Annotated in this window: 22 protein-coding genes; 21 read left to right on the top strand and 1 reads right to left on the bottom strand. The window is 73.9% G+C overall.

Going from position 1 to position 22,656, the window contains the following annotated elements; translation table 11 throughout:
- The first annotated feature begins 465 nt into the window (after window positions 1–465).
- The 18 genes from IEY98_RS24895 to IEY98_RS24810 all read left to right on the top strand — a co-directional run bounded on the left by IEY98_RS24895 (window position 466) and on the right by IEY98_RS24810 (window position 18,533).
- Window positions 466–726, top strand: coding sequence for a hypothetical protein (locus IEY98_RS24895; RefSeq protein ID WP_189213056.1), 261 nt, complete (start codon window positions 466–468; stop codon window positions 724–726).
- A 28-nt stretch (window positions 727–754) separates the two neighbouring features.
- Complete coding sequence (locus IEY98_RS24890) at window positions 755–1,549, top strand: thiopeptide-type bacteriocin biosynthesis protein (RefSeq protein ID WP_189213055.1); 795 nt, start codon at window positions 755–757, stop codon at window positions 1,547–1,549.
- Window positions 1,539–3,938 carry a lantibiotic dehydratase family protein gene (locus IEY98_RS24885; RefSeq protein ID WP_189213054.1) on the top strand — a complete coding sequence of 800 codons (2,400 nt, stop codon included), beginning with the start codon at window positions 1,539–1,541 and terminating at the stop codon, window positions 3,936–3,938. Before IEY98_RS24890 ends, IEY98_RS24885 begins: the two co-directional genes overlap by 11 nt.
- A 51-nt stretch (window positions 3,939–3,989) precedes the next feature.
- On the top strand, window positions 3,990–4,145 hold the full coding sequence (locus IEY98_RS24880; protein WP_189213053.1) for a hypothetical protein: 156 nt from the start codon (window positions 3,990–3,992) through the stop codon (window positions 4,143–4,145).
- A 390-nt stretch (window positions 4,146–4,535) separates the two neighbouring features.
- Window positions 4,536–4,841: a hypothetical protein gene (locus tag IEY98_RS24875; RefSeq protein ID WP_189213052.1), complete on the top strand. Its 306-nt coding sequence runs from the start codon at window positions 4,536–4,538 to the stop codon at window positions 4,839–4,841.
- Between the two features lie 390 nt (window positions 4,842–5,231).
- Window positions 5,232–6,383, top strand: a complete 1,152-nt coding sequence (locus IEY98_RS24870; protein WP_189213051.1) for an ROK family transcriptional regulator — start codon at window positions 5,232–5,234, stop codon at window positions 6,381–6,383.
- Window positions 6,384–6,406: 23 nt separating this feature from the next.
- Window positions 6,407–7,723: an ABC transporter substrate-binding protein gene (locus IEY98_RS24865; RefSeq protein ID WP_189213050.1), complete on the top strand. Its 1,317-nt coding sequence runs from the start codon at window positions 6,407–6,409 to the stop codon at window positions 7,721–7,723.
- Window position 7,724: 1 nt separating this feature from the next.
- Window positions 7,725–8,666: a carbohydrate ABC transporter permease gene (locus IEY98_RS24860; RefSeq protein ID WP_189213049.1), complete on the top strand. Its 942-nt coding sequence runs from the start codon at window positions 7,725–7,727 to the stop codon at window positions 8,664–8,666.
- A complete protein-coding gene (locus IEY98_RS24855) occupies window positions 8,663–9,538 on the top strand; it encodes a carbohydrate ABC transporter permease (protein ID WP_189213048.1) in 876 nt (291 codons plus the stop codon). The genes IEY98_RS24860 and IEY98_RS24855 overlap by 4 nt, the downstream gene beginning before the upstream one ends.
- Window positions 9,535–10,782 (top strand): family 4 glycosyl hydrolase, encoded by a 1,248-nt coding sequence (locus IEY98_RS24850; RefSeq protein WP_189213047.1) that lies wholly within the window; start codon window positions 9,535–9,537, stop codon window positions 10,780–10,782. Before IEY98_RS24855 ends, IEY98_RS24850 begins: the two co-directional genes overlap by 4 nt.
- A complete protein-coding gene (locus IEY98_RS24845) occupies window positions 10,770–11,738 on the top strand; it encodes an N-acetylglucosamine kinase (RefSeq protein ID WP_189213046.1) in 969 nt (322 codons plus the stop codon). Before IEY98_RS24850 ends, IEY98_RS24845 begins: the two co-directional genes overlap by 13 nt.
- 79 nt (window positions 11,739–11,817) lie before the next feature.
- Complete coding sequence (locus IEY98_RS24840; protein WP_189213045.1) at window positions 11,818–14,070, top strand: cellulase family glycosylhydrolase; 2,253 nt, start codon at window positions 11,818–11,820, stop codon at window positions 14,068–14,070.
- Window positions 14,070–15,311 (top strand): MFS transporter, encoded by a 1,242-nt coding sequence (locus tag IEY98_RS24835; protein ID WP_189213044.1) that lies wholly within the window; start codon window positions 14,070–14,072, stop codon window positions 15,309–15,311. The genes IEY98_RS24840 and IEY98_RS24835 overlap by 1 nt, the downstream gene beginning before the upstream one ends.
- On the top strand, window positions 15,308–16,210 hold the full coding sequence (locus tag IEY98_RS24830) for a TolB family protein (protein WP_189213043.1): 903 nt from the start codon (window positions 15,308–15,310) through the stop codon (window positions 16,208–16,210). Before IEY98_RS24835 ends, IEY98_RS24830 begins: the two co-directional genes overlap by 4 nt.
- Window positions 16,211–16,264: 54 nt before the next feature.
- Complete coding sequence (locus IEY98_RS24825) at window positions 16,265–16,417, top strand: hypothetical protein (RefSeq protein ID WP_189213042.1); 153 nt, start codon at window positions 16,265–16,267, stop codon at window positions 16,415–16,417.
- A gap of 90 nt (window positions 16,418–16,507) precedes the next feature.
- Complete coding sequence (locus tag IEY98_RS24820; protein WP_189213041.1) at window positions 16,508–16,855, top strand: YciI family protein; 348 nt, start codon at window positions 16,508–16,510, stop codon at window positions 16,853–16,855.
- A 44-nt stretch (window positions 16,856–16,899) separates the two neighbouring features.
- Window positions 16,900–18,129, top strand: a complete 1,230-nt coding sequence (locus IEY98_RS24815; protein WP_189213282.1) for an RNA polymerase sigma factor — start codon at window positions 16,900–16,902, stop codon at window positions 18,127–18,129.
- Window positions 18,126–18,533 (top strand): PRC-barrel domain-containing protein, encoded by a 408-nt coding sequence (locus IEY98_RS24810; RefSeq protein ID WP_189213040.1) that lies wholly within the window; start codon window positions 18,126–18,128, stop codon window positions 18,531–18,533. The genes IEY98_RS24815 and IEY98_RS24810 overlap by 4 nt, the downstream gene beginning before the upstream one ends.
- Here the strand turns inward: IEY98_RS24810 and IEY98_RS24805 are convergent.
- Window positions 18,500–19,351, bottom strand: coding sequence for a substrate-binding domain-containing protein (locus tag IEY98_RS24805; protein WP_189213039.1), 852 nt, complete (start codon window positions 19,349–19,351; stop codon window positions 18,500–18,502). The two genes, IEY98_RS24810 and IEY98_RS24805, sit on opposite strands and share 34 nt — an antisense overlap.
- A gap of 189 nt (window positions 19,352–19,540) precedes the next feature.
- On the opposite strand from IEY98_RS24805, the gene IEY98_RS24800 reads away from it, so the two are divergent.
- The 3 genes from IEY98_RS24800 to pstS all read left to right on the top strand — a co-directional run bounded on the left by IEY98_RS24800 (window position 19,541) and on the right by pstS (window position 22,641).
- On the top strand, window positions 19,541–20,326 hold the full coding sequence (locus IEY98_RS24800; RefSeq protein ID WP_189213038.1) for an alpha/beta fold hydrolase: 786 nt from the start codon (window positions 19,541–19,543) through the stop codon (window positions 20,324–20,326).
- Window positions 20,327–20,375: 49 nt separating this feature from the next.
- Window positions 20,376–21,437: an LLM class flavin-dependent oxidoreductase gene (locus IEY98_RS24795; RefSeq protein ID WP_189213037.1), complete on the top strand. Its 1,062-nt coding sequence runs from the start codon at window positions 20,376–20,378 to the stop codon at window positions 21,435–21,437.
- 76 nt (window positions 21,438–21,513) lie between these two features.
- Window positions 21,514–22,641 (top strand): phosphate ABC transporter substrate-binding protein PstS, encoded by a 1,128-nt coding sequence (gene pstS, locus IEY98_RS24790; RefSeq protein WP_373292450.1) that lies wholly within the window; start codon window positions 21,514–21,516, stop codon window positions 22,639–22,641.
- Window positions 22,642–22,656: the final 15 nt, after the last annotated feature.

The following is a 22,656-nucleotide window of genomic DNA, read 5'->3' as shown; positions in this document are numbered from 1 at the left end:
GATCGATTCCTGACCGCGCAATGGCGTCGGCATAAGCCGGTCGGATGGAAAGATCGCGGGCTTCACTCGTTCGGTGGGCGAATCGATCAGGCGATTTCGCGACGACCAGCCCGGATAACCGCTGATCACCTTGCGGCACTACCGGTGATCCGCTGTCCTGCCAGCTCTTTCGGGCGGTCGGGACGGCACGGAGCGTGCCGAGGGGACGGGTCGGCCACCCCTTCCGGACGAGCGGAACCCGCCATCGAATGGTCGGAAACCGGTGGCCGTGTTTTGTTTCCCGGGACGCGTAGGGCGGTGTTAGCGTCAATGCGGGCTGGGAATCGCGCGCGAAATGCGCCGGAGGGCCGATGGCGGCCACCGCCCCGCTCGCACCGGCGGGAACGACTCGCACCCCGCACGCCGACCGGTCTCACCACCCGCGGCCGTCATCCGCGACCGCACGCCACGAGCAAGGGAGCAGAGATGATCAGGAAGGCCCTGGCCGTCGCCGCGGTCGCCGCGCTCGGCGCGGCGCCCGCGTCCGCGCAGACCGAGCCGCAGCCCACCGGACCCGCCGGCGGGCCATCGGCGCCGGTGCTCTTCCTCGGCACGCAGGACCTCTGCGAGCAGGCCGGGCTGCTCGGCCAGGGCCTCGGACTGCTCCCCGAGGGCGGATGGCAGTGCCAGGACGGGCTGATGTCCGCGGCCCCGCCCGCCGCGATCGTGCCCGCCATCGGCCCCTGACCCGCGCCCTCCGCGAAGGGAACCCGCCATGGCCGTGCCGCTGACCGAGCCCGCGCCGACGGCGACCGGCGAGTGGGTGCAGGTCGACCTCGCCGCGACCGCCTGCCAGGTCCGGCTCGTCTACCCGGAACTCGCCCCCGTCGTGCGGGAGTGGCTGCGCGACCGGGTGATCACCGAGTTCTTCTTCACGCACAAGCCGCCCGGCCTGCGGGTGCGCTTCGCCGTGTCCGGGGAGGACGCCGCGGCCGTGCGCACCGAGTTCCTGGTGCGCGCGCTGCGGTGGCGGTACGCGGGCCTGATCTCCGACGCCCGACCCGCGCCGTGCACCCCGGAGGGGTCCCGGTTCGGCGGCCCGGCTGCCATGGCCGCCGTGCACCGGCTGTTCACAGTGGACGCGCTGACCTGGCTCGACTTCCACTCCCGGCGGACCGGGACCCCGGCGTGGCGGCTCTCCCTGGCGATGCTGCGCCACGTGGTGCCCGAGGGCGTCGACGCTGCCGTCTGGCCCGCGGTGGCCGCGGCGGGCAGACAGCGTCCGGCGCGCGCGCCGGACACCGCGCTCGCGGCGGCGGGCCTGCGCGCCCTGTGGCGGAGACCGGCGGACCTGCGCGCCGCCCTGCCCCCGGCGACGCTGGCCCTCGCCGACCGCCACGCCGTCCTGATCGACCCGCTCGTGCCGCGCTGGCCCGCCACGCCCGAGGCGCTGGCCTGGTACGTGATCTTCCACTGGAACCGGGCCGCCCTGCGCGTCGGCACCCAGATCCTCATCAGCTCGGCGCTCGGCGCCTCGACGGATGAGGCGGGGAACGGCGATGTGCGCTGACTACCTCCCGACCGGTCCGGCCTGCCTGCTGCGGGTGGCGGGCGTGCCCGCCGCCGCCCTCGCCGAGCTGGGCGCGCCCGAGCTGTTCGACCGGCTCCGGGTGCACCTGGACGCGGAGTCGGGCTACCGGCGGTTCGCCAAGGCGCTCGCGCTGCGCGTCGGCGACGAGCTCATCCCGCACCCCGAGCTGACGCCCCCGCTGCGCGGCCTGGCCATCACCGTCACGCGGACGCTGCGCCGAGGCGACCTGGTCGACGCGCAGGCGTGCCGGAGGCTGGCGGTGCTCTCCGTGGCGGTCGGCATGGGGGAGGCGCTCGCCGAGAGCCTGCTGCGCGCCGGGGACCGGGCCGAGGGCCTGGCCGCCGCCGAGCGCGACCTCGCCGCCGCCGTCGCCGCCGAGCAGGACCGGCTGACCGGCCTGCCGTGGCGGATCATCACCGCGAGCCCGGCGCTGACGCGCATCATGACCGAGACCGCGCCCGAGGCCGTCGCCGAGATCCGGGCGCGGCTCGCCGACGGCCAGCGGTGGGACGCCAAGCGGCTGCGGCAGCGCGGGGACTACCTGCTGCGGCTGATGGCCCGCTCGGCGTTCAAGCCGACCCCGCGCGGGTGGCTGGGCCAGGTGGCGCTGGTCGACGTGCGGCCCGGTCCGGGGGAGCTGCGCGTCGGGGCGCACGCGGTGCACACGGTCGCCGACATCCAGGACGGGCGCCGCGCCCTGGCCGCCGCCGACGAGCTGCCCGATGCCTGGCTGAGCATGACGGGCCTGCACTGGGTGCGCGGCGACCGGCTGTGCTGCTGGGTCGACGACCAGGCGGGCCTGCGGTTCGTGCGCGTCCGGCGCACCCCGGCCGTGGACGCCGTGCGGCGCGTGCTGGGGCACACCGCGCTGCGGACGCCGACCGTGCTGGAACTGCTCGCCCTTGACCCGGACCGACGCGCGGTGACCCGGGACTTCCTGCGCCACCTGGTGCACCTCGGCGTCGTGCAGGTGTCCGAGCCGCCATCGGCGCGGCTCGACGGCTGGAACGAGCGCCCGCGCCGCGCCGACCGGCCCGGGTTCGTCGACGTCTACCGGCGCGGCGTCGGGCACGTCTCGCTGACCGACGCCGGGCGGTTGAGCGAACTCGTCGCGCAGGCGCGCAGGCTGGCCGCGGTGCTGGCGCCGAGCCCGCCGCGACGCCATCCCATCCTGTCTCTTGTGGACAGCAGGCCGCGTCCGGTCACCCAGGTCGTCGCGGAGTTCCTCGAGCACGAGCCGCCCAAGCGCTCGGCGCGCAGGGCGACTGCGTGGCCCGCGCCGCGGCCGGGCACCCCGTACGCGCGGCTGTGCGACTGGCTGGCCGAGCAGCCCGGCGACGAGGTCGACATCACCGCCGACGTGCTCGACGCGATCGGCGCGCCACCCGCTGCGCCGCCCGCCTGGCCGGTGGACTGCCTGATCCGGCCGATGACCGACGGCCGGGACGTGCTGGAGGCGGTCATCCCCGCCGGTGTCGCCGACGCCCGCTTCGCCGAGGCGCTGGGCCGCCTGCACGGCCGCGTCCCGCAGGTGGAGGGCTACCGCGCGTTCCTGGCCCACACGGCGGCGCGCTGCGGGGCGGAGCCGGTGGAGGTCCTCGTGCCCCCGCAGGGGGAGCGCGGCGCCAACACCGTGCGCCGCCCGCGCTACACGTCCACCTGGACCGGCGACGCGGACCCGTCGGCCTACCTCGTCGAGCGCATGGGCCGGTATCTGCCGCTGCGGAGCATCACCGTCCGCGAGTCCGGCGGGCGGATCATCGCCGAGGACCCGTCCGGGCGCAGGCTCTGGCCGATCCACCACGCCACCGGCGCGGCGCCTCGGCCGTGGGAGGCCGTGCTGGCCCTGCTCACCGCGGCGAACCCGGTCGCGGAGCTGGTGGCCCCGTTCGCCGTCGGCGACCCGGCCATGGCCTTCCCCGACCGCGCGGTGCGGCCGAGGATCGTCCTCGGCGGCGGGCTCGTGCTCGCGGGCCGGACCGCGCTGGTGCCCCGCGACCGCCTGCCCGCCCCGGGCGCGCCGCTCGCGGCGCGGGTCAGGGAACTCGCCCGGCTGCGGGCGTGGACCGGCGCGCCGCGCTGGAACTTCGTGCGGGTGGCGGGCGGGCGGCGTCCGCTGCCGATCGATCTGGACAGCCTGGGCGCGCTGCGGGTGGTCGACCGGCTGCTCGCCCCCGCCGAGGTGACCGAACTGGCGCTGGAGGAGATGCTGCCCGATCCCGACCACCTCCCGGTGCGCGACGAGCACGACGCCCGGTTCGCCGCCCAGCTCGTGGTCCGGCTGCCCTGCCAGGCCGACCCGGCCCGACTCGCCGAGCGGGCAGCACGGGCGCTGCGCCGCGCGGAGCCGCTGGTGGTCGCGTCCTGACCCCCGAAGCACCACCGGAACCGCCGGTGCGACGAGTGAAACGAGGCAATCATGCGATCGCCGCTCGAACAGTCCGAACTCGACGAGCTGGTCGACCAGCTGGACACCCAGATCACCGAGGTCGCGACGGACGACATCGCGGCCCCGTCCGGCCTGCTGTGCGGCCTGGACGACCGCGATGACGACGGCTGCCCCCACTGGCACTGAGGGGCGCGGCCCGGAGGGAGCGCTGATGGCGGGTCCGCAGGCCGAACGCGCCGTGCCGGACGACGCCGCTCCCCTCCTGGACGCCGCTCTCCTCCTGGACGTCGTCGGCGAGCGCGGCGCGGCCCGCCGCGCTCGCCGCCCTGGTGCCCGACCCGGCCGCGGGCCGGGCCTGGCTGCGCGGGGCGGTCGCCGCCGCGTCGGGCACCGCTCTGTCCGGCGGCCTGGGCGGCGTCGTCGCCGGACCGCGACCGCTCCCCGGCGCCGACTGCGCGGCCGATCGCGCCGCAGCGGTGCTCGCCCAGGCCGCCACGCGCCGCCGCCGTCGGCTCCACCGACCACGACCTGGACAGCGGGCCGTCGGGCGGCCTGCTGGCGCACCCGGTGGGCTCGATGCCCGTCCTCCCCGCACGGCTGGCCCTGGTCGCGGACCACCTCGCCGCCCTGGCCGACGCCGACCCGGCGGGCCTCGGCGGCCACCGCGGCCATCCCGTGCTCGGCTGGAGCCAGGACGAGATAGTCACCGGCCTGCCGGGCCCGCACGCCATGCTGAGCCTGGCGGTCGCGAAGCCCGCCGAGGTCCGACCCCGGCGCCTGGCTGTCCGCGTGGGCGACCACCGACAGCCGCAGCGTTCTCACCTGATCCGGCCGGGCCGATCCGGTCAGACAGGGCCTGCTGCTCCGGCACGCCCGGCGTGAGCCGTGCACTGTGGACCGCTGGCCGGTCGCTGGGCGACGAGGGCGCGGCGTTCCGCGTGGTCGCCGTCGCGGCCCTGGGCCTCGCTCTGCGCCAAGTGCCACCTAGACGACCTCGGTGTCTGCCACGGCAGGCGTGCTCCTGGTGCCCGGCTGGCTTGCCGACCACATCCACGGCCGTCCCGACAGGTGGTGCGGATGGGCGGCATGACCCCGCTGACGGGCACCCGGGGGGCGTCCTCGCCGCCAAGCTCACCGTCCACGGCCGCGACCGCGGGTGGCTGCGCAGTCTCGCGCTGACCTGAGCGGGCTTGACCCTTGACCCGTGCGCCGCGCCGCCCTATCGTCCTCTTTTAGTTAGACATACTGCCTAATTAAAGGGGACGCGGGAGCATGAGCCACCAGGCGGGGTCCGCTCGGATGCTGCGGGAGATCAACGAGGCCGCGGCGCTGGGCCACCTGCTGGACGGCGGCCCGCTGACCCGGGGCGACCTGTGCGCGCTCACCGGGCTGGCCAAGCCGACGATCTCCGAGGCCGTGCGGCGGCTGGAGGAGGCCGGGCTGGTCAAGGTGGTCGGCCGCACCAGCGGCGGCCGCGGCCCCAACGCCGACGTCTACGGCGTGAACCCCAACGCCGCCTACGGCGCCGCGGTCTCCCTGCGCGCGCGGGACTCCGCGCTCGTCACCGCCCTCTGCGACCTGACGGGCGAGATCCGGGCGCGGGTGGAGACGCCGGTCGACTTCGCCGCGACGGACCCGGTCGACGCCATCGCCGAGGTGGTGGCCGCCGCGTGCAAGCAGGCCAGGGTCGCCGCGCGCCGCGTGGTCCACGTGCAGCTGGGGGTCCCCGGCTCCTACCACGAGAACGCCGGGGTGATCCGCTACGTCGACGTGCCCGGGTGGTCGCGGCCGGGCCTGGTCGAGGAGATCCGGGCGCGCCTGCGCACCGGGCTGAGCGTGGACAACGACGTCAACCTCGCCGCCGTCGCCGAGCGGTCGCACGGGATCGCCGAGGACGTGGAGGGGTTCGCGCTGCTGTGGCTGGGCGAGGAGGGCCTCGGTCTGGCCATCGACCTCGGTGGCAGCCTGCTGCGCGGCGCGCGCGGCGGCGCAGGCGAGATCGGGTACATGCCGGTCGGGCTGCCCGCGGAGGGCACCGTCCACGACTTCCACGACCTCGTCAGCGGCCAGGCGGTCCACGAGCTGGCCGCGCGGCACGGCATCGCCGCCGACACCGGGTACGCCGCCGTCGCCGCGGCGGTCGAGGCGGGCGCGCGGGCCTTCATCGACGAGCTGGCGCTGCGCATCGCCGTCGGGCTCGCCGCGGTCATCGCGGTGCTCGACCCGCCGCTGGTCGTGCTCGCGGGCGAGGTCGGCCACGCGGGCGGCGCGGAACTGCACAAGGCCGTCGGCGCCGCGCTGCGCGAGCTGTCCGTGCTGGACACCGCGGTCGCCTCCACCGGCGTCACCGAGGACCCCGTGCTGCTCGGCGCCATGAACACCACGCTCACCGCGGTCAGGACCGCCCTGCTCGACCGCGGATAGTCCCCACACCCACCGGAGGTCCCATGGCACCCCGCCCCGCCCTGCTCGCCGCCGCCGCGCTCCTGCTCGCGGGCGCCTGCACCCCGGGCAGCACCGAGACCGATGTCGTCGCGCCCTCGGGTGGGCAGGCGACCGGGACGGTCGACTTCTGGCACTTCTTCACCGCCCGCGAGGCCGCCGCCGTCGAGGCGGCGGTGGCCGAGTTCGAGCGCGCGCACCCCGGCGTGGACGTGCGGATCACCGCTGGCCAGGACGACGCCAAGGTGCTGCAGGCGATCTCCAGCGGCAACGGCCCCGACGTCGCCCTGTCCTACTCCACCGACATCGTCGGCAAGTTCTGCTCCGGCAACGCCTGGCGCGACCTCACGCCCTACCTCGAGCGCGACAAGGTCGACCTGGAGCAGTACCCGGAGACCGTGCGCTCGTACACGGCCTACCAGGGCAAGCGGTGCGCGATGCCGTTCCTGGCCGACGTCTACGGCCTGTACTACAACAAGGACCTGCTCGCCGAGGCCGGGTACACCGAGCCGCCCCGGACGATGACCGAGCTGGCCGACATGGCCAAGCGGCTCACCAAACGGCGGGCGGACGGCACCATCGAGGTCGCCGGGTTCGTGCCGCTGCTGAACTTCTACGAGCACACCCCCTCGCACGTCGGCCCGTCGTGGGACCTGCAGTGGCTCACCCCGGACGAGCGCTCGGCGATCGGCGGCGACCCCGACTGGGCGGCCATGCTGAAGTGGCACAAGGACCTCGTCGACTGGTACGGCTACGAGAACCTGCAGAAGTTCACCGCGGGACTGGGCGACGAGTGGAGCGCCGACAACGCCTTCCACAAAGGCAAGATCGCCATGGCGGTGGACGGCGAGTACCGGGTGGCGTTCCTGCGCGACCAGGCGCCCGACATCGAGTTCGGCACCGCTGCTGTCCCGGTCCCCGACACCGCGCTCGACCGCCACGGCGCGGGCTACGTCACCGGGAACATCATGGGCGTCGCGGCGAACTCGGACAACCCGGAGGCGTCCTGGGCGCTGATCAGGCACCTGACGACCGACACCGACGCGATCGTCGGCCTGGCCAACGCGATCAAGAACGTGCCCACCACGCGCGCCGCGCTCGCCTCGCCCGCGCTGGAGGCCGACCCGGAGTTCCAGACGTTCCTGGACATCTTCGCCCACCCGCGCACCGCGACCACCCCGCCGAACGCGGCCGGGCCGAAGTACATCGAGCTGACCCAGGAGTACGTCAACGCCTACCTCTCCGGTCCGGGCGGCGATCCGGCTGCCGGGCTGCCGGACCTCGACAAGCGCATCGACCAGGCGCTCGACCTCGGCCGCTAGAATGTCCATAGTGGAACGCCACGGGCGGTGGCGGCAGCGGATGACGGTGTTGGGCTTCATGGCGCCCGCCCTGGTCGGCATCGGCGTCTTCTTCCTGTACCCGCTGCTGTCCGCGGTGTACTTCTCCTTCACCCGGTTCGACCTGCTCGCCGCGCCGGAGTGGGTCGGATGGCGCAACTACGCCTACCTGTTCGCCCACGACCCGCTGGCGGTCAAGGCCGCGCTGAACACGCTGTGGCTGGTGGCGGTCCTGGTGCCCGTGCGCATGCTCGCCGCGCTCGGCACGGCGCTGCTGCTGACCTGGGTGCGCCGCGGCGGCGGCTTCTTCCGCACGGTGTTCTACCTGCCCGCGCTCGCCCCGCCGGTCGCCGCGACGATCGCGTTCGTCTTCCTGTTCAACCCGGCGACCGGCCCGGTGAACGGGTTCCTCGGCTGGCTCGGCGTCGAGGGCCCGCTGTGGTTCGACTCGCCGGAGTGGGCCAAGCCGTCGCTGGTGCTGCTGGGCACCTGGGCGGTCGGCGACCTCATGGTGATCTTCCTGGCCGCGCTGCTGGCCGTGCCCCGGCACCTCTACGAGGCCGCCGAGATCGACGGCGCGGGCCGGTGGCAGCGGTTCCGGCACGTGACGCTGCCCGCGATGGCGCCGGTGCTGCTGTTCGCCGCGGTGACCGGGGTCATCCAGACCCTGCAGTACTTCACCCAGGCCGCCGTCGCCGCGAGCGTGGCCAGCGGCCAGGCCACGACCGGCGGCGGCATCTCGTCGACGTTCGGCTACCCGGAGGAGGCCACCCTGACCTACCCCCTGCACCTCTACGTGTCCGGCTTCCGCTACTACGACATGGGTTACGCGAACGCGCTGGCCGTCGTGCTGTTCGTGGTCGCGTTCGCCGTCACCCTGGTGCTGCTGCGCCGCTTCCGGGAGTTCGTGGGGAGCGAGCGATGACCGCCACGCTGACCAGGCCGACCGCGCCACCGGAGACCGTGCGGACCCGGCGGGACCCGTGGCTGGTCTGGGTAGCCCGCTACAGCATCCCGATCGCCGTGGCGGTCATCTTCATCGCGCCGTTCGGGTTCGTGGTGCTGACCGCGTTCATGACCAGCGAGCAGGCGCTGACCAGCGACCTGTGGCCGTCGAGCTGGCACCCGGAGAACTTCGTCGACATCTTCACGAAGCTGCCGATGCTGGACTACCTGCTCAATTCCATGATGTATGCGTTGATGGCGACCGGGTTCATGCTTCTGTCCAGCATCCCGGCGGCCTACGCGCTGGCGAAGCTGCGCTGGCGCGGCAGCCGCGCGGTGTTCGTCGTCGTCATCTGCATGATGATGCTGCCGCCGCAGGTGGTCACCGTGCCGCTGTACCTGATGTGGGCCAACGCCGGGCTCACCGGCACGCTGTGGCCGCTGATCATCCCGATGCTGTTCGGCGACGCGTTCAGCATCTTCCTGCTGCGCCAGTTCCTGCTGACCATCCCCGACGACTACCGCGACGCCGCCCGCATCGACGGCTGCTCGGAGTGGCAGGTGCTGCTGCGGGTCATCCTGCCGCTGGCCCGCCCGGCCGTCGCCGCGGTGGCGATCTTCCAGTTCTTCTACGCCTGGAACGACTTCTACGGCCCGCTGCTCTACACCAGCGAGAACCAGGAGAGCTGGACGCTGTCGATCGCGCTGTCGCAGTTCAAGCACCTGCACCACGTCGAGTGGAACCTGGTCATGGCCGCGTCGCTGCTGGTCATGGCCCCGGTGATCATCATGTTCTTCTTCGCCCAGAAGGCATTCATCCAGGGCGTGACGCTGACGGGGGTGAAAGGGTGAAGGTAGCCGTGGTCGGCGGAGGCTCGACCTACACGCCCGAGTTGATCGACGGGTTCGCCCGGCTGGACGCCACCGTGGACGAGCTGGTCCTGATCGACCCCGCCGCCGAGCGGCTGGCGGTCGTGGGCGCCTTCGCCCGGCGGATACTCGACCGCTACGGCCACCCCGGCACGCTGTCGTGGACCGACGACCTCGACGCAGGCCTCGACGGCGCCGACGTCGTGCTCATCCAGCTGCGCGTGGGCGGGCAGGCGGCGCGGATCAGCGACGAGACGTTCCCGCTCGACTGCGGCTGCGTCGGCCAGGAGACCACCGGCGCAGGCGGGCTCGCCAAGGCGCTGCGCACGGTGCCGGTGGTGCTCGACATCGCCCGGCGGGCCAGGGAGCGGGGCGACCCGTGGATCATCGCGTTCACCAACCCGGTGGGCATCGTGACCCGGGCGCTGCTCGACGACGGGCACCGCGCTGTCGGCCTGTGCAACGTCGCCATCGGGCTCCAGCGCAGGCTCGCCGCGTTGCTGGACGTCCCCGCCGCCGACGTGACGCTCGATCACGTGGGGCTCAACCACCTCACGTGGGAGCGCGCCGCCCGCGTGGGCGGTGTCGACCGGCTGCCGGGACTGCTCGACGCCCACGGCGGCGAGCTGGCCGACCTGGTCGGCGTCCCCCTGGCCGTCCTGCGCGCGACCGGGACGCTGCCGTCGTACTACCTGCGGTACTTCTACTGCCACGACGAGGTGGTCGCCGAGCAGCGGTCCGCGCCGTCGCGGGGCGAGCGGGTCGCCGAGATCGAGCGCGACCTGCTCGCGCTGTACCGGGACCCGGCGCTGGACCGCAAGCCCGACCTGCTGGCCGAGCGCGGCGGCGCGTTCTACTCCGAGGCCGCGATCGGCCTGCTCGGCTCGCTCGTCGGCACGGACCCCGGCGGGGTGCACGCGGTGAACGTGCGCAACGCCGGGACCCTGCCGAACCTGCCCGACGACGCGGTGATCGAGGTGTCCTGCCGGGTGAACCCCTCGGGCGCCGCGCCGCTGCCCACCGCGCTGCCGCCGGACCTCGCGGGCCTGGTCGCGCACGTGTCCGCCTACGAGGAACTGGCACTGGCCGCTGCCCGCGACGGCGGCGCGGAGCGGGTCTTCCGCGCCCTGCTCGCCCACCCGCTCGTCGGCCAGGCCGACCGGGCGCGCGGGCTGGCCGACCGGCTCATCGCCGCCAACGCGGAGCACCTGCCGTGGGCACGCTGATCGCGGTCGACGGCGGGAACTCCAAGACCGAGGTGCTGGTCTGCGACACCGGGGGCGCCGTGCTCGGCCACGCCCTCGGCCCCGGGACCAACCACCAGACGGTCGGCGGGGTGGCCGAGGCGATGGCCCGGCTGGACCGGCTCATCGCCGAGGCGCGGGCAGGCCTGCCCGGCGACGACCCGCCGGACGTCGTGGTCTGCTGCCTGGCGGGCGCGGACCTGCCCGTCGAGCTGGCCACGCTCACCGACGCGGTGGCGTCGGCGAACTGGGCGACGAAGTCCGTGCTGGACAACGACACCGTCGCCCTGCTGCGCGCGGGGACCGACGCCCGCGACGCCGTGGCGGTCGTGTGCGGGGAGGGCATCAACTGCGTCGGGCGCGCCGCGGACGGGCGGACCGTGCGGTTCCCGGCGCTCGGGCCGATCAGCGGCGACTGGGGCGGCGGCGGGGACATCGGGCGGCTCGCCCTGTGGCACGCGGTCCGCGCCGAGGACGGCCGGGGGCCGGACACCGCGCTGCGCTTCGCGGTCGCCGTCCACTTCGGCCTCGCCACCGCCACGGACGTGGCGATCGCGGCCCATCTGGACCGCGCGGTCGCCGCCCGGGTGGGCGAGCTGGCGCCGGTCGTCTTCCGCGAGGCCGCGGGTGGGGACCGGGTGGCCCGCTCGATCGTCGTGCGCCAGGGGGAGGAGGTCGCTGCCTTCGCGGCCGCGGCGCTGCGCAGGCTGGACCTGGCCGCGTCGCCCGCGGATGTCGTGCTGGGCGGGGGAGTGCTGCGCGGGCGCGATCCCCTGCTGTTCTCCGTGATCCGCGACGGCCTGGCCGCTACCGCGCCGCACACCCGCATCCGGGTGGTGACCGCCCCGCCGGTCGTCGGGGCCGCCCTGCTCGGCCTCGACGCGCTCGGCGCCCCGCCGCAGGCCGCGGCCGCGCTGCGCCGATGGTCCAGACCTTGACACCGGTTCGGAATGTATAGGAAAGTTGCCTAACAATTTCGTTCGTGACGGCCGCTCGGACCCCTTAGAGGAGAACGCCGTGTCCCGACGACGATGGACCTCCCTGCTTGCCCTCCCCCTGATAGCCCTCTCGATCCCCGTGGTGTCCGGCGCGCAGGCGGCGGAGACCGCCGCGACGCCCGTGGCCGCCAACGGGCAACTGCGCGTGTGCGGCGTCAAGCTGTGCAACGAGCAGAACCGGCCGGTGCAGCTGCGCGGCATGAGCACGCACGGCATCCAGTGGTACGCCGACTGCGTCAACGACGCGTCCATCGACGCGCTCGCCCACGACTGGGGAGCGGACGTCATGCGCATCTCCATGTACGTCCAGGAAGGAGGCTACGAGACCGACCCCGCCGGGTTCACCAACCGGGTGAGCTCGATCATCGACGAGGTCACCGCGCGCGGCATGTACGCCATCGTGGACTGGCACATGCTCAGCCCCGGCGACCCGCACTACAACCTCAGCCGCGCCAAGACGTTCTTCACCGAGATCGCCCGGCGGCACAACGGGAACAAGAACCTGCTCTACGAGATCGCGAACGAGCCGAGCGGGGTGAGCTGGTCGCGGATCAAGAGCTACGCCGAGCAGCTGATCCCGGTGATCCGCGCGGTCGACCCGGAGACGCCGATCCTGGTCGGCACCCGCGCCTGGTCGTCGCTGGGCGTCTCCGAGGGCGCGACCGAGACCGAGGTGGTCAACAACCCGGTCAACGCGTCGAACATCATGTACACGTTCCACTTCTACGCGGCGTCCCACCGCGACGAGTACCTGAACGCGCTGTCGCGCGCGGCCGACCGCATCCCCATGTTCGTCACCGAGTTCGGCACCCAGGACTACGCGGGCGAGGGGCCCAACGACTTCGCGATGGCCCAGCGGTACCTGGACCTGATGGCGCGCAAGCAGATCAGCTGGACCAACTGGAACTACTCCGACGACCACCGCTCCGGCGCGGTCTTCACCGAGGGCACCTGCCCGAGCGGGCCGTACACCGGGACAACGCGGCTCAAGGAGGCGGGCAAGTGGGTCCGCGACCGGGTGCGCGAGGGCGGCACGCCGGGCGACCCGCCCGGTGACGCCCCGCTGATCTCCCGGGGCAAGCCGGTCACCGCGTCCTCGGTGGAGATGTCGTCGCTGACGCCGGACAAGGCAGTCGACGGCAGCACCACGACCCGGTGGGCCAGCGCGGAGGGCATCGATCCACAGTGGATCAGGGTCGACCTCGGCTCCGGGTCGACGGTCTCCCGCGTGCGGCTGAACTGGGAGACCGCCTACGCCCGGGCCTACCGGGTGGAGATCTCCGCCGACGGGACGAACTGGACCAGGCTGGCGACGGAGACCGCGGGCAACGGCGGGATCGACGACTGGACCAACCTCTCCGGCTCGGGCCGCTACCTGCGCGTGTACGGCACCGTTCGCGGCACGCAGTGGGGCTACTCGCTGTGGGAGTTGGAGGTCTACGGGGCCAGCGCGCCCAGCACCGGGGCGTTCACCGTGGTCGGCGCTGGCGACATCGCCGACCAGTGCACGGCGAGCCAGTCGACCTGCATGCACTTCAAGACCGCCGCGCGGGCGGAGGCCATCAACCCGGCGTTCTACATCACCATGGGCGACAACCAGTACGACGACGCGCACATCGAGGACTTCCGGGCGTACTACGACAAGTCGTGGGGCCGGTTCAAGGCGAAGACATTCCCTGTGCCGGGCAACCACGAGGCGTACGACGACTGGGAGAACCAGGACGAACGGGCCTACCGCGAGTACTTCGGCTCGCGCGCGACCCCGCAGGGCAAGATGTGGTACAGCTACAACCACGGCAACTGGCACTTCATCGCCCTGAACTCCAACCGCTTCGACGAGCGCGAGCAGCTCGACTGGCTGCGCGCCGACCTCGCCGCGAACACCAGGCAGTGCGTGGCCGCCTACTTCCACCACCCGCTGTTCAGCTCCGGCGACCACGGCAACGACCCGGTGTCCCGACCGGTGTGGCAGCTGCTGCGCAACGCGAACGTGGAACTGGTGCTCAGCGGGCATGACCACCACTACGAGCGGTTCGCCCCGCAGAACCCGGACGGCTCGGCCGATCCGAACGGGATCGTCGAGGTCATCGGCGGCACCGGCGGCAAGGACCTCTACGGAGCGGGCGACTCCGTGCAGGACAACAGCGTCACGCGGATCTGGGACCGCTTCGGCGTCGTCCGGCTCGACTTCACCGACACCACGTTCCGGGTGTCCTTCGTCGACGTGGACGGAGCCGTCCGCGACGCGGGCCCGACCCAGTCCTGCCACTGATGTACCTCGCCGCGAGCAGGGCACGGCAGGACACCGGCGACCCGGCGACCGCCCCGGGCGGCCGCCGGGTCGCGGGGGCCGTGATCGCCCTCGGATCGGTCAGCCTGGTCACCGACGTCTCCTCGGAGATGGTCACCGCGGTGCTGCCGCTGTACCTCGTCATCGGCCTGGGCCTGAGCCCGCTGCAGTTCGGCCTGCTGGACGGCCTCTACAACGGCGCCACGGCCCTGGTGCGCCTCGCGGGCGGCCACGCAGCCGACCGCTGGCGACGGCACAAGCTGGTCGCGGGCACCGGATACGCCCTCTCGGCGCTGTCCCGCCTCGGCCTGCTCGCCGCCACCCCCGCCGCCCTGTCCACCGCGATCGCCGCCGACCGCGTCGGCAAGGGCATCCGCACCGCTCCCCGGGACGCGCTGATCACCCTGCACTCCGCGGAACACCACCTCGGCCGCGCTTTCGGCGTGCACCGCGCGATGGACACCACCGGCGCGATGCTCGGCCCGCTGGTCGCCTTCGCGCTGCTGTGGCTGACCGCGGGCGCGTACGACGCGGTGTTCGTGGTGAGCTTCTGCATCGGCGCGCTGGGCCTGCTGATCCTGATCGCCTTCGTCCCGGGCGCGGCGGGGCGCGACACCGGGTCGACATCGCCCGCGGCGCCCCGGAGCGGTCCCTCGCTGCGGTCCACCCTGGCGCTCGTGGGCGCGCCGGGCTTCCGGCGGGTGCTGCTCGCGGCGACGCTCCTCGGGCTCGTCAGCGTCACCGACGGGTTCCTCTACCTGGTCCTGCAGGACCGCCTCGACATCGACACCGCGTACTTCCCGCTCCTTCCCCTCGGCAGCGCGGCCGTGTACCTGGTGCTCGCGGTGCCGCTCGGCCGTCTCGCCGACCGGATCGGCCGCAGGACGCCGTTCCTGCTCGGCCACCTGGCCCTGCTCGGCGCCTACGCCGCCGTGCTGGTCCCCGTCGGCGGCCCTGTCCTGGTCCTGCTGCTGCACGGGATCTACTACGCCGCCACCGACGGCGTCCTGATGGCGCTCGGCGGCCCGCTCGTGCCGAGGGAGCGGCGGGCGGGCGGCCTGGCCCTCCTGCAGACCGGCCAGGCCACCGGCAGGCTCCTGGCCTCCGTCCTCTTCGGCGCGGCCTGGACGGCGTGGGGCATGACGCCCGCCCTCGTGGCGGCCGCCTGCGCGCTCGCCGTGGGCCTGGGCGCGGCCGCCGTCATCCTCAGGGACGCGCGATGAAGGTCATGGCCGTGGTGGCCGCGGGTGTCGTCCTGGCGGCCGTCGCCGTCGGCTACACCGTGCACGCCGCCGATCGTCCCGCGCCGGAGACCGCGCCCGGCGCGATCGCCCCCGGCCTGCACGTGCGCACCGCGGACGGCACGGTCTCCGGCACCAGCCTGTCCTGCCACCGCTTCTACGCCGCGGGCGACGCCGCCGTCTGCCTTGCGGCCAAGCCCGGCTTCCCGCCCAAGACCACGGCCACCGTGCTCGGCCGGGACCTGACGACCCGCCACGAGGTGGAGTTCGGCGGCACCCCCAACCGCGCCCGCGTGTCCCCCTCCGGCCGGATGGTGTCGTGGACGGTGTTCGTCAGCGGCGACTCCTACACCGCGTCCGGCTTCTCCACCCGCACCGGGATCCTCGACACCCGGACCGGCTACCTCGTCAAGAACATGGAGTCGATCCAGCTCTACCTCGACGGCAGGCGGCACCACGCCCCGGACGTGAACTTCTGGGGCGTCACCTTCGCCGCCGACGACAACCGCTTCTACGCCACCGTCGCCACCGGCGGCCGGACCTACCTCGTGGAGGGCGACATGGCGGCGTGGACGGCGCGCACCCTGCGCGCCAACGCCGAATGCCCGTCGCTGTCGCCCGACGGCACCCGGATCGCCTTCAAGAAGCGCGTGCTGCCGGGCGCGGACGACCCGTGGCGGCTGCACGTCCTGGACCTGGCCACCCTGCGCGAGACCCCGCTGGCCGAGACCAGGAGCGTCGACGACCAGGCGGCCTGGCTGGACGACCGCACCCTCGCCTACGCCCTCCCCGGCCCCGACGTCTGGAAGGTCCCCGCCGACGGCTCCGGCGCGCCGGAACTCCTCGCCGCCGACGCCTCATCGCCGTCGATGGCCCCCTGACGGGTTTCGCCGCCCCGGCCCGGGCTACCCCATCGCGGCGAGAGGAGGCACCCTATGCACCGCGAGAGCGACAAGCACGGCCCCCGGCAGGACGACGAGCTGAAGCACCAGATGGAGGGCATGCTGCGGGCCAACCGCCCGACCAGGGCCGACGAGGGCCGCGACCAGGAACCGATGCCCGACGAGGACGAGACCGAACCGGAGTAGTCGGGCTGTGCGCGCGGGTTCTCCGGGCCAGGATGTCGAGATCGGGGCGGCCCGATCGTCCTAGGGCCGACCCCAATCCCGGAGGACACCGTGAAGTACCTGTTCCTGGTCTACGACTGCACCCCGCCCGCCCCCACCGACCCCGGCTTCGCCGACGCGCTGGCCAGGGTCAACGCGTTCGCCGAGGAGTGCAAGCGGCGCAACGTGCTGGTCACGCACGGCCGCCTGCGCGACGAGAGCGCCGCGACCACCGTCAGCGTCCGCGACGGCAGGACGCTGATCACCGACGGCCCGTTCGCCGAGTCCCACGAGCACATCGGCGGCTACTACGTCCTCGACTGCCGCGACCTCGACGAGGCGCTGGAGCTGGCCGCGCTGTGCCCGCTGGCCGAGTGGAGCAGCATCGAGGTCCGGCCCGTCGTCCCCGACGGCTCGTGAGCGACCGGCTCGTCGAGCGGGTCGTCCGCGAGCACCGGGCGCGGATGCTCGCGGCGCTCGTCCGCGTCCTCGGCGACATCGAGCTCGCCGAGGACGCGCTGCAGGACGCCTGCGCCACGGCGCTGCGCCGCTGGTCGGACGGCCCGCCCGACGACCCGGTGGCCTGGCTGCTCACCGTGGCGCGCAACCGCGCCTACGACCGGCTGCGGCGCGCCCGGCTGGACCGCGACCCGGCGCCGGGGGAGATCCCGGACGTCGCGGTGGTCCCGGACCTCACCGAGGAGCGCCTGCTCAGGATCGGCGACGAGCGGCTGAGCCTGATCTTCACCTGCTGCCACCCCGCGCTGGCCGAGCAGACCAGGGTCGCCCTCACGCTCCAGGCCGTGTGCGGGCTGACCGCGGGCCAGATCGCGCGGATGTTCCTCGTCGGCGAGGCGGGCATGGCCCAGCGCCTGGTCCGGGCCAAGCGCCGGATCAGGGACACGGGCATCGGCCTGCGGGTCCCCGCCGACCACCTGCTGCCCGAACGCCTCGCGGGCGTGCTCGCCGTCGTCTACCTGATCTACACCCAGGGCTACACCGCCCCCGACGGCGAGCTGCTGCGTTCTGAGGCCATCCGGCTGGCCCGGCTGGTCGCCGCGCTCATGCCCGACGAGCCCGAGGCCCTCGGCCTGACCGCCCTGCTCCTGCTCCACGAGTCCCGCGCGCCCGCCCGGCGCGGCGGCGACGGGCCCGTCCTGCTGGCCGACCAGGACCGCGCCGCGTGGGACGCCGACCGCGTCGCCGAGGGCGTCCGCCTGCTCGACCGCGCCCTGCGGCACGGCGTCCCGGGGCCGTACCAGCTGCAGGCGACCATCGCGGCCGTGCACGCCCAGGCCCCGTCCGCCGCCGAGACCGACTGGCAGGCCATCGCCGCCCTCTACGCCGACCTGCTCGCCGTCGCCCCCACGCCGGTCGTCGCCCTCAACCACGGCATCGCCGTGGCCATGGCCGCCGACCCGGAGGACGGCCTCGCGCTGATCGATTGCGTCGACGGCCTGGACGACTACCACCTCTTCCACGCCGCCCGCGCCGATCTGCTGCGCCGCCTCGGCAGGCGGGCGGAGGCCGAGCGGGCCTACCGGCGGGCCGCCGAGCTCGCCGTCGACCCCGCCGACCGCCGCTTCCTCGCTGACCGGCTCCGCGAGCTGGGCGCTGTGGCCGATCCGACACCCCGTTTCGCGCCCGAAGCGTCCGGGTACGCGACCGGTGACCGAATCGAAGGAGTGCCATGACCGCGACGCTGGTGCGCATCGGCGACACCGACCTCACCCTCGCCAACCCCGACGACGACGTCCGGGGCCGCGCCGTGTTCGACCGCAAGGGCGAGGAGGTGGGCTCGGTCGACGGCCTGATCGTCGACGAGGACGAGCGCCGGGTCCGGTTCCTGGAGGTCGCCTCCGGCGGGTTCCTCGGAATCGGGCAGCAGAAGGTGCTCGTGCCCGTGGACGCCGTGACCGCCGTCGGGCAGGACGACATCCGCATCGACCAGGACCGCGAGCACGTCGTCGGCGCGCCCGTGTACGACCCGGACCTCACCGTCGAGCGCACCTACGCCGACGACCTGTACGGCTACTACGGCTACGTGCCCTTCTGGGGCGCGGGCTACATGTACCCCGGTTTCCCGTACCGGCCCTGACGGGCCGCGAGCGGGGCGCTGGCCCTGGCGACGATCTCGCCGCGCAGCAGCACGTGCTCCTCGCCGCCCGTCGTCAGCAGGCGCACGAGTTCGCCGACGATCCGGTCGATCGGCTGGCGCACGGAGGTCAGCTCGGCGACCGCGGCCAGCGGCGAGTCGTCGAAGCCGGTGACCGCGACCTCCCCGCGCCCGGCGCGCAGCGCGCCGATCGCCACCTGGTCGTCCACGCCGACGATGGCCGTCGGCGGACGCCTTGAGCCCAGCAGCCGCAGGGCCGCCCGCTCGCCCGCGGCGACGGTGTCCTCCTCGGCCCAGACGACCTCGCCGCTGACCCCGAGGTCGGCGCAGGCCCGCCGCCAGCCCGCCAGCCGCTCGTCCACGCCCGCGGCGCGCGGCGTGCAGGAGCCGAGGAACCCGATGCGCCGGTGCCCGAGCGCGACCAGCCCGCGCACCAGCTCCGCGGTCGCCGCCCCGCCGTCCACGTCGACCCACCCGCCGACCGGCGCCCGGCCGAAGGACACCAGCGGCACCCCGAACCGGGCCAGCGCCGCGTGCCGGGGATCGTCGACGACGGTGTCGGCCAGCACGAACGCGTCGACCGCCCGGCGCGCGGCCAGGTCGGTGTAGACCCCGACGCCCTCGGCCCCGGCGGGGGCGTTGAACAGCAGGACGTGGCCGCCCGCGGCCTCGACCCGGGCGGACAACGCGCGCAGGAAGGCGTCCATCAGCAGGTTGGAGCCGGTGTCGACGCAGTACCCGACCAGCCCCACCTCGCGCACGCCCGACTCCGCGGGCCGCTCACGCGCCGTCACCGCCATCAGCGACTCCTGTCATCGACCGGTCAAAACCGTCACCGATGCCCGGGAACCCCGTCAAGTGGTTTGGGCCAACAGGGTGATCACGAATTCGGCATCAGGCCCTCGGTGCTGACGAGAACGGTCGGGCGGGGAGTAGGGACATCGGCCCAGAGCGCCTCGGCGTTTGCCCTGGTGTGCTAAGCCATGGCCATGAGCACAGCGACCTCGGCGGACGGCACCACGATCGACTACGACGCCTACGGGAGCGGGCCCGCCGTGGTGTTCATCGGCGGCGCCACCCAGTTCCGGGCCATCGACGCGCGCACCACGACGGCCGCGAAGCTGCTGGCCGAGCGCGGGTTCACCGCCGTCGACTACGACCGGCGCGGCCGGGGCCGCTCCGGCGACCACCCGGACTGGTCGGTCGAGCGCGAGGTGGCCGACGTCGCCGCGCTGATCGCCGCCGTCGGCGGGACCGCGACGCTCTACGCGAGCTCGTCGGGCGCCACCGTCGCGCTGCCCGCCGCCGCGGCCGGGATCGGGGTGACCGGCCTGGTGCTGTACGAGCCGCCGTTCTTCCCCGGGGCCGACAACTCGGACAAGATCACCGAGCTGCGCCGCCTCCTCGACGCGGGCGACCACGACGCCGCCATGCGCCACGGCCTGACGGCGGTCATCGGCGTGGCGCCCGAGATGGTCGAGGGCATCGCGGCGTCGCCCGCCTGGCCCGCGATGGTGTCCGTCGCGCCCACCCTGCGCTACGACTTCACCGCGCTCAACGACATCACCCTCGACCCCGACTGGCCGACCCGCTGGGCGGGCGTCACCGTCCCGGTCGCCGTCCTCTCCGGCGACCGCACCTTCCCCGGCATGCCCGAGGCCGCCGACGCCGTCGCCGCCGCCCTGCCCACCGCGACCAGGACCGTCCTGCCCGGCCAGGACCACGGCCCGGAGCCCCGGGTGCTGGCCGACGCCCTCGCCGCGATCCTGGAATAACCCGCCCCGGCCCGGGTGTTTGCCGAGGCAACTACTCGGGAGGAGTGGGATGGACACCGACATCCTGGGCACACCGCAGGCGCCGACGTTCGGCCTGGACACCTTCGGCGACGTCGAGAACGGCGCGGACGGGCAGCCGATCGCCCAGGCCGAGGCGATCCGGCAGGTCGTGGCCGAGGGCGTGCTGGCCGACCGGGTGGGCGTCGACTACTTCGGCGTCGGCGAGCACCACCGCCCGGAGATGGCAGTGTCCTCGCCCGACGTCGTGCTGGCCGCGATCGCGGCGCGGACCGAGCGCATCCGCCTGGGCACCGGCGTGACCGTGCTCAGCTCCGACGACCCCGTCCGCGTGTACGAGCGGTTCGCCACCCTCGACGCGCTCTCCCGGGGCCGCGCCGAGGTGACGCTGGGCCGCGGCTCGTTCACCGAGTCGTTCCCGCTGTTCGGGTACTCGCTGGCCGACTACGAGGTGCTCTTCGCCGAGAAACTGGACCTGTTCACCCGCCTGCTGGACGAGAAGCCGGTCAGCTGGGCGGGCACCGTGCGCCCGCCGCTGGACGGCGCGCAGGCCTACCCGCTCACCGAGTCCGGGCGGCTGCCCGCGTGGGTCGGCGTCGGCGGCACGCCGCAGTCCGTGGTCCGCGCGGCGGCGTACGGCCTGCCGCTGGTGATGGCCGTGATCGGCGGCTCACCCGAGCGGTTCGCGCCGCTGGCCGCGCTGTACCGCCGGGCGCTGCGCGAGGCCGGGCACGACGAGCTGCCGGTCGCGATGCACAGCCCCGGCCACATCGCCGAGACCGACGACCTGGCGGTGGCCCAGCACTTCCCGCACCACCAGGCGTCCTTCGCCAAGATCGGCGCCGAGCGCGGCTGGTCCCCGATGACCCGCGCCGACTACGACGCCATGGCCGGTCCCACGGGCGCGCTGTTCGTCGGCTCGCCGGAGACCGTGGCCCGCAAGATCGCCTGGGCCGTGCGCACCCTGGGCCTGTCCCGGTTCCAGCTCAAGTACAGCGCCGGACCGCTGCCGCACGAGCACCGGATGGCGTCGATCCGGCTCTACGGCGACCGGGTGATCCCCCGCGTCCGTGAGCTGCTCGCCACCGCATGACCCCTGGTCAGTGACCGGACCGATGTTCATCTATCGTTCATTTCATGGCGGTGGACGCGGGTTCCGGGCGGAGGACGTGGCAGTGACGAACAAGCGGGGCGCCGCCGCCGCGGCCGCGCTGTGCCTGGCCCTGTCTGCCTGCGGCAGCGACGTCAACACCGTCCGGTGGTCGATCGGGGGCGGCGACGCGCCCGCGCCGACGGCGACCGTCCCGGTCGAGTGCGGCGGCGAGCAGGCGCTCACCGGGGAGGGCTCCACCGCCCAGAAGGGCGCGATGGACGTGTTCATCGCCGCCTACACGCGCCAGTGCCCCGGCTTCCAGATGTCCTACACCGCCAGCGGTTCCGGCGCGGGCGTCAAGCAGTTCGTCTCGGGCATCGTCGACATCGGCGGCAGCGACTCCGCGCTCAAGGCGGAGAAGGGCGAGGTCGAGGACGCCGCGGCGCGCTGCGGCGGCAACCCGGCGTGGAACCTGCCGCTGGTGTTCGGCCCGGTCGCGGTCGTCTACCAGGTCGACGGGCTGACGGACCTCACGCTGAACGGCGCGGTGCTGGCCGAGATCTTCAGCGGGGCGATCACCCGCTGGAACGACCCGGCCATCGCCGCCCTCAACGGCGGCACGGCGCTGCCGGACCTCCCGATCGCGGTCGTCTACCGCGCCGACGAGTCCGGCACCACCGACAACTTCCAGAAGTACCTGACCGCCGCATCCGACGGCGCGTGGACCAAGGGCGCGGGCAAGACGTTCAACGGCGGCATCGGCCAAGGCGGCCAGGGATCGCCCGGCGTCGCCGAGGCGGTGGCCGCCAGCCGCGGCGCGATCGGCTACGTCGAGTGGTCCTTCGCCCAGGACAAGGGCTTGCGGATGGCGGCCATCGACAGCGGCTCCGGCCCGGTCCCGCTCAGCGTGGAGTCCGCGCGCAAGGCCATCGAGGCCGCGACCATCAAGGGCAAGGGCAACGACCTCGTCCTCGACCTCGACGCCCTCTACGCCAGCGACAGCCCCGGCGCCTACCCGCTGGTGCTCGTCACCTACGAGATCGTCTGCTCCACCGGGTACTCCCCGGGGACCGTGACGGCAGTGAAGGCGTTCCTCAACACTGCGGCGACCGCGGGCCAGGCGGGCATGACCGAGTCCGGGTACGTGCCGCTGCCGGACAAGTTCCAGTCCCGCCTGCTCGACGCCATCGCCGCCATCCGCTGACCCGCGCCGCTTGGC

This window comes from Actinokineospora fastidiosa, from assembly GCF_014648415.1.
Lineage (GTDB): Bacteria > Actinomycetota > Actinomycetes > Mycobacteriales > Pseudonocardiaceae > Actinokineospora > Actinokineospora fastidiosa.
Note: the sequence above shows the minus strand (reverse complement) of the source record. Positions and strands in the feature narration are given on the sequence as shown.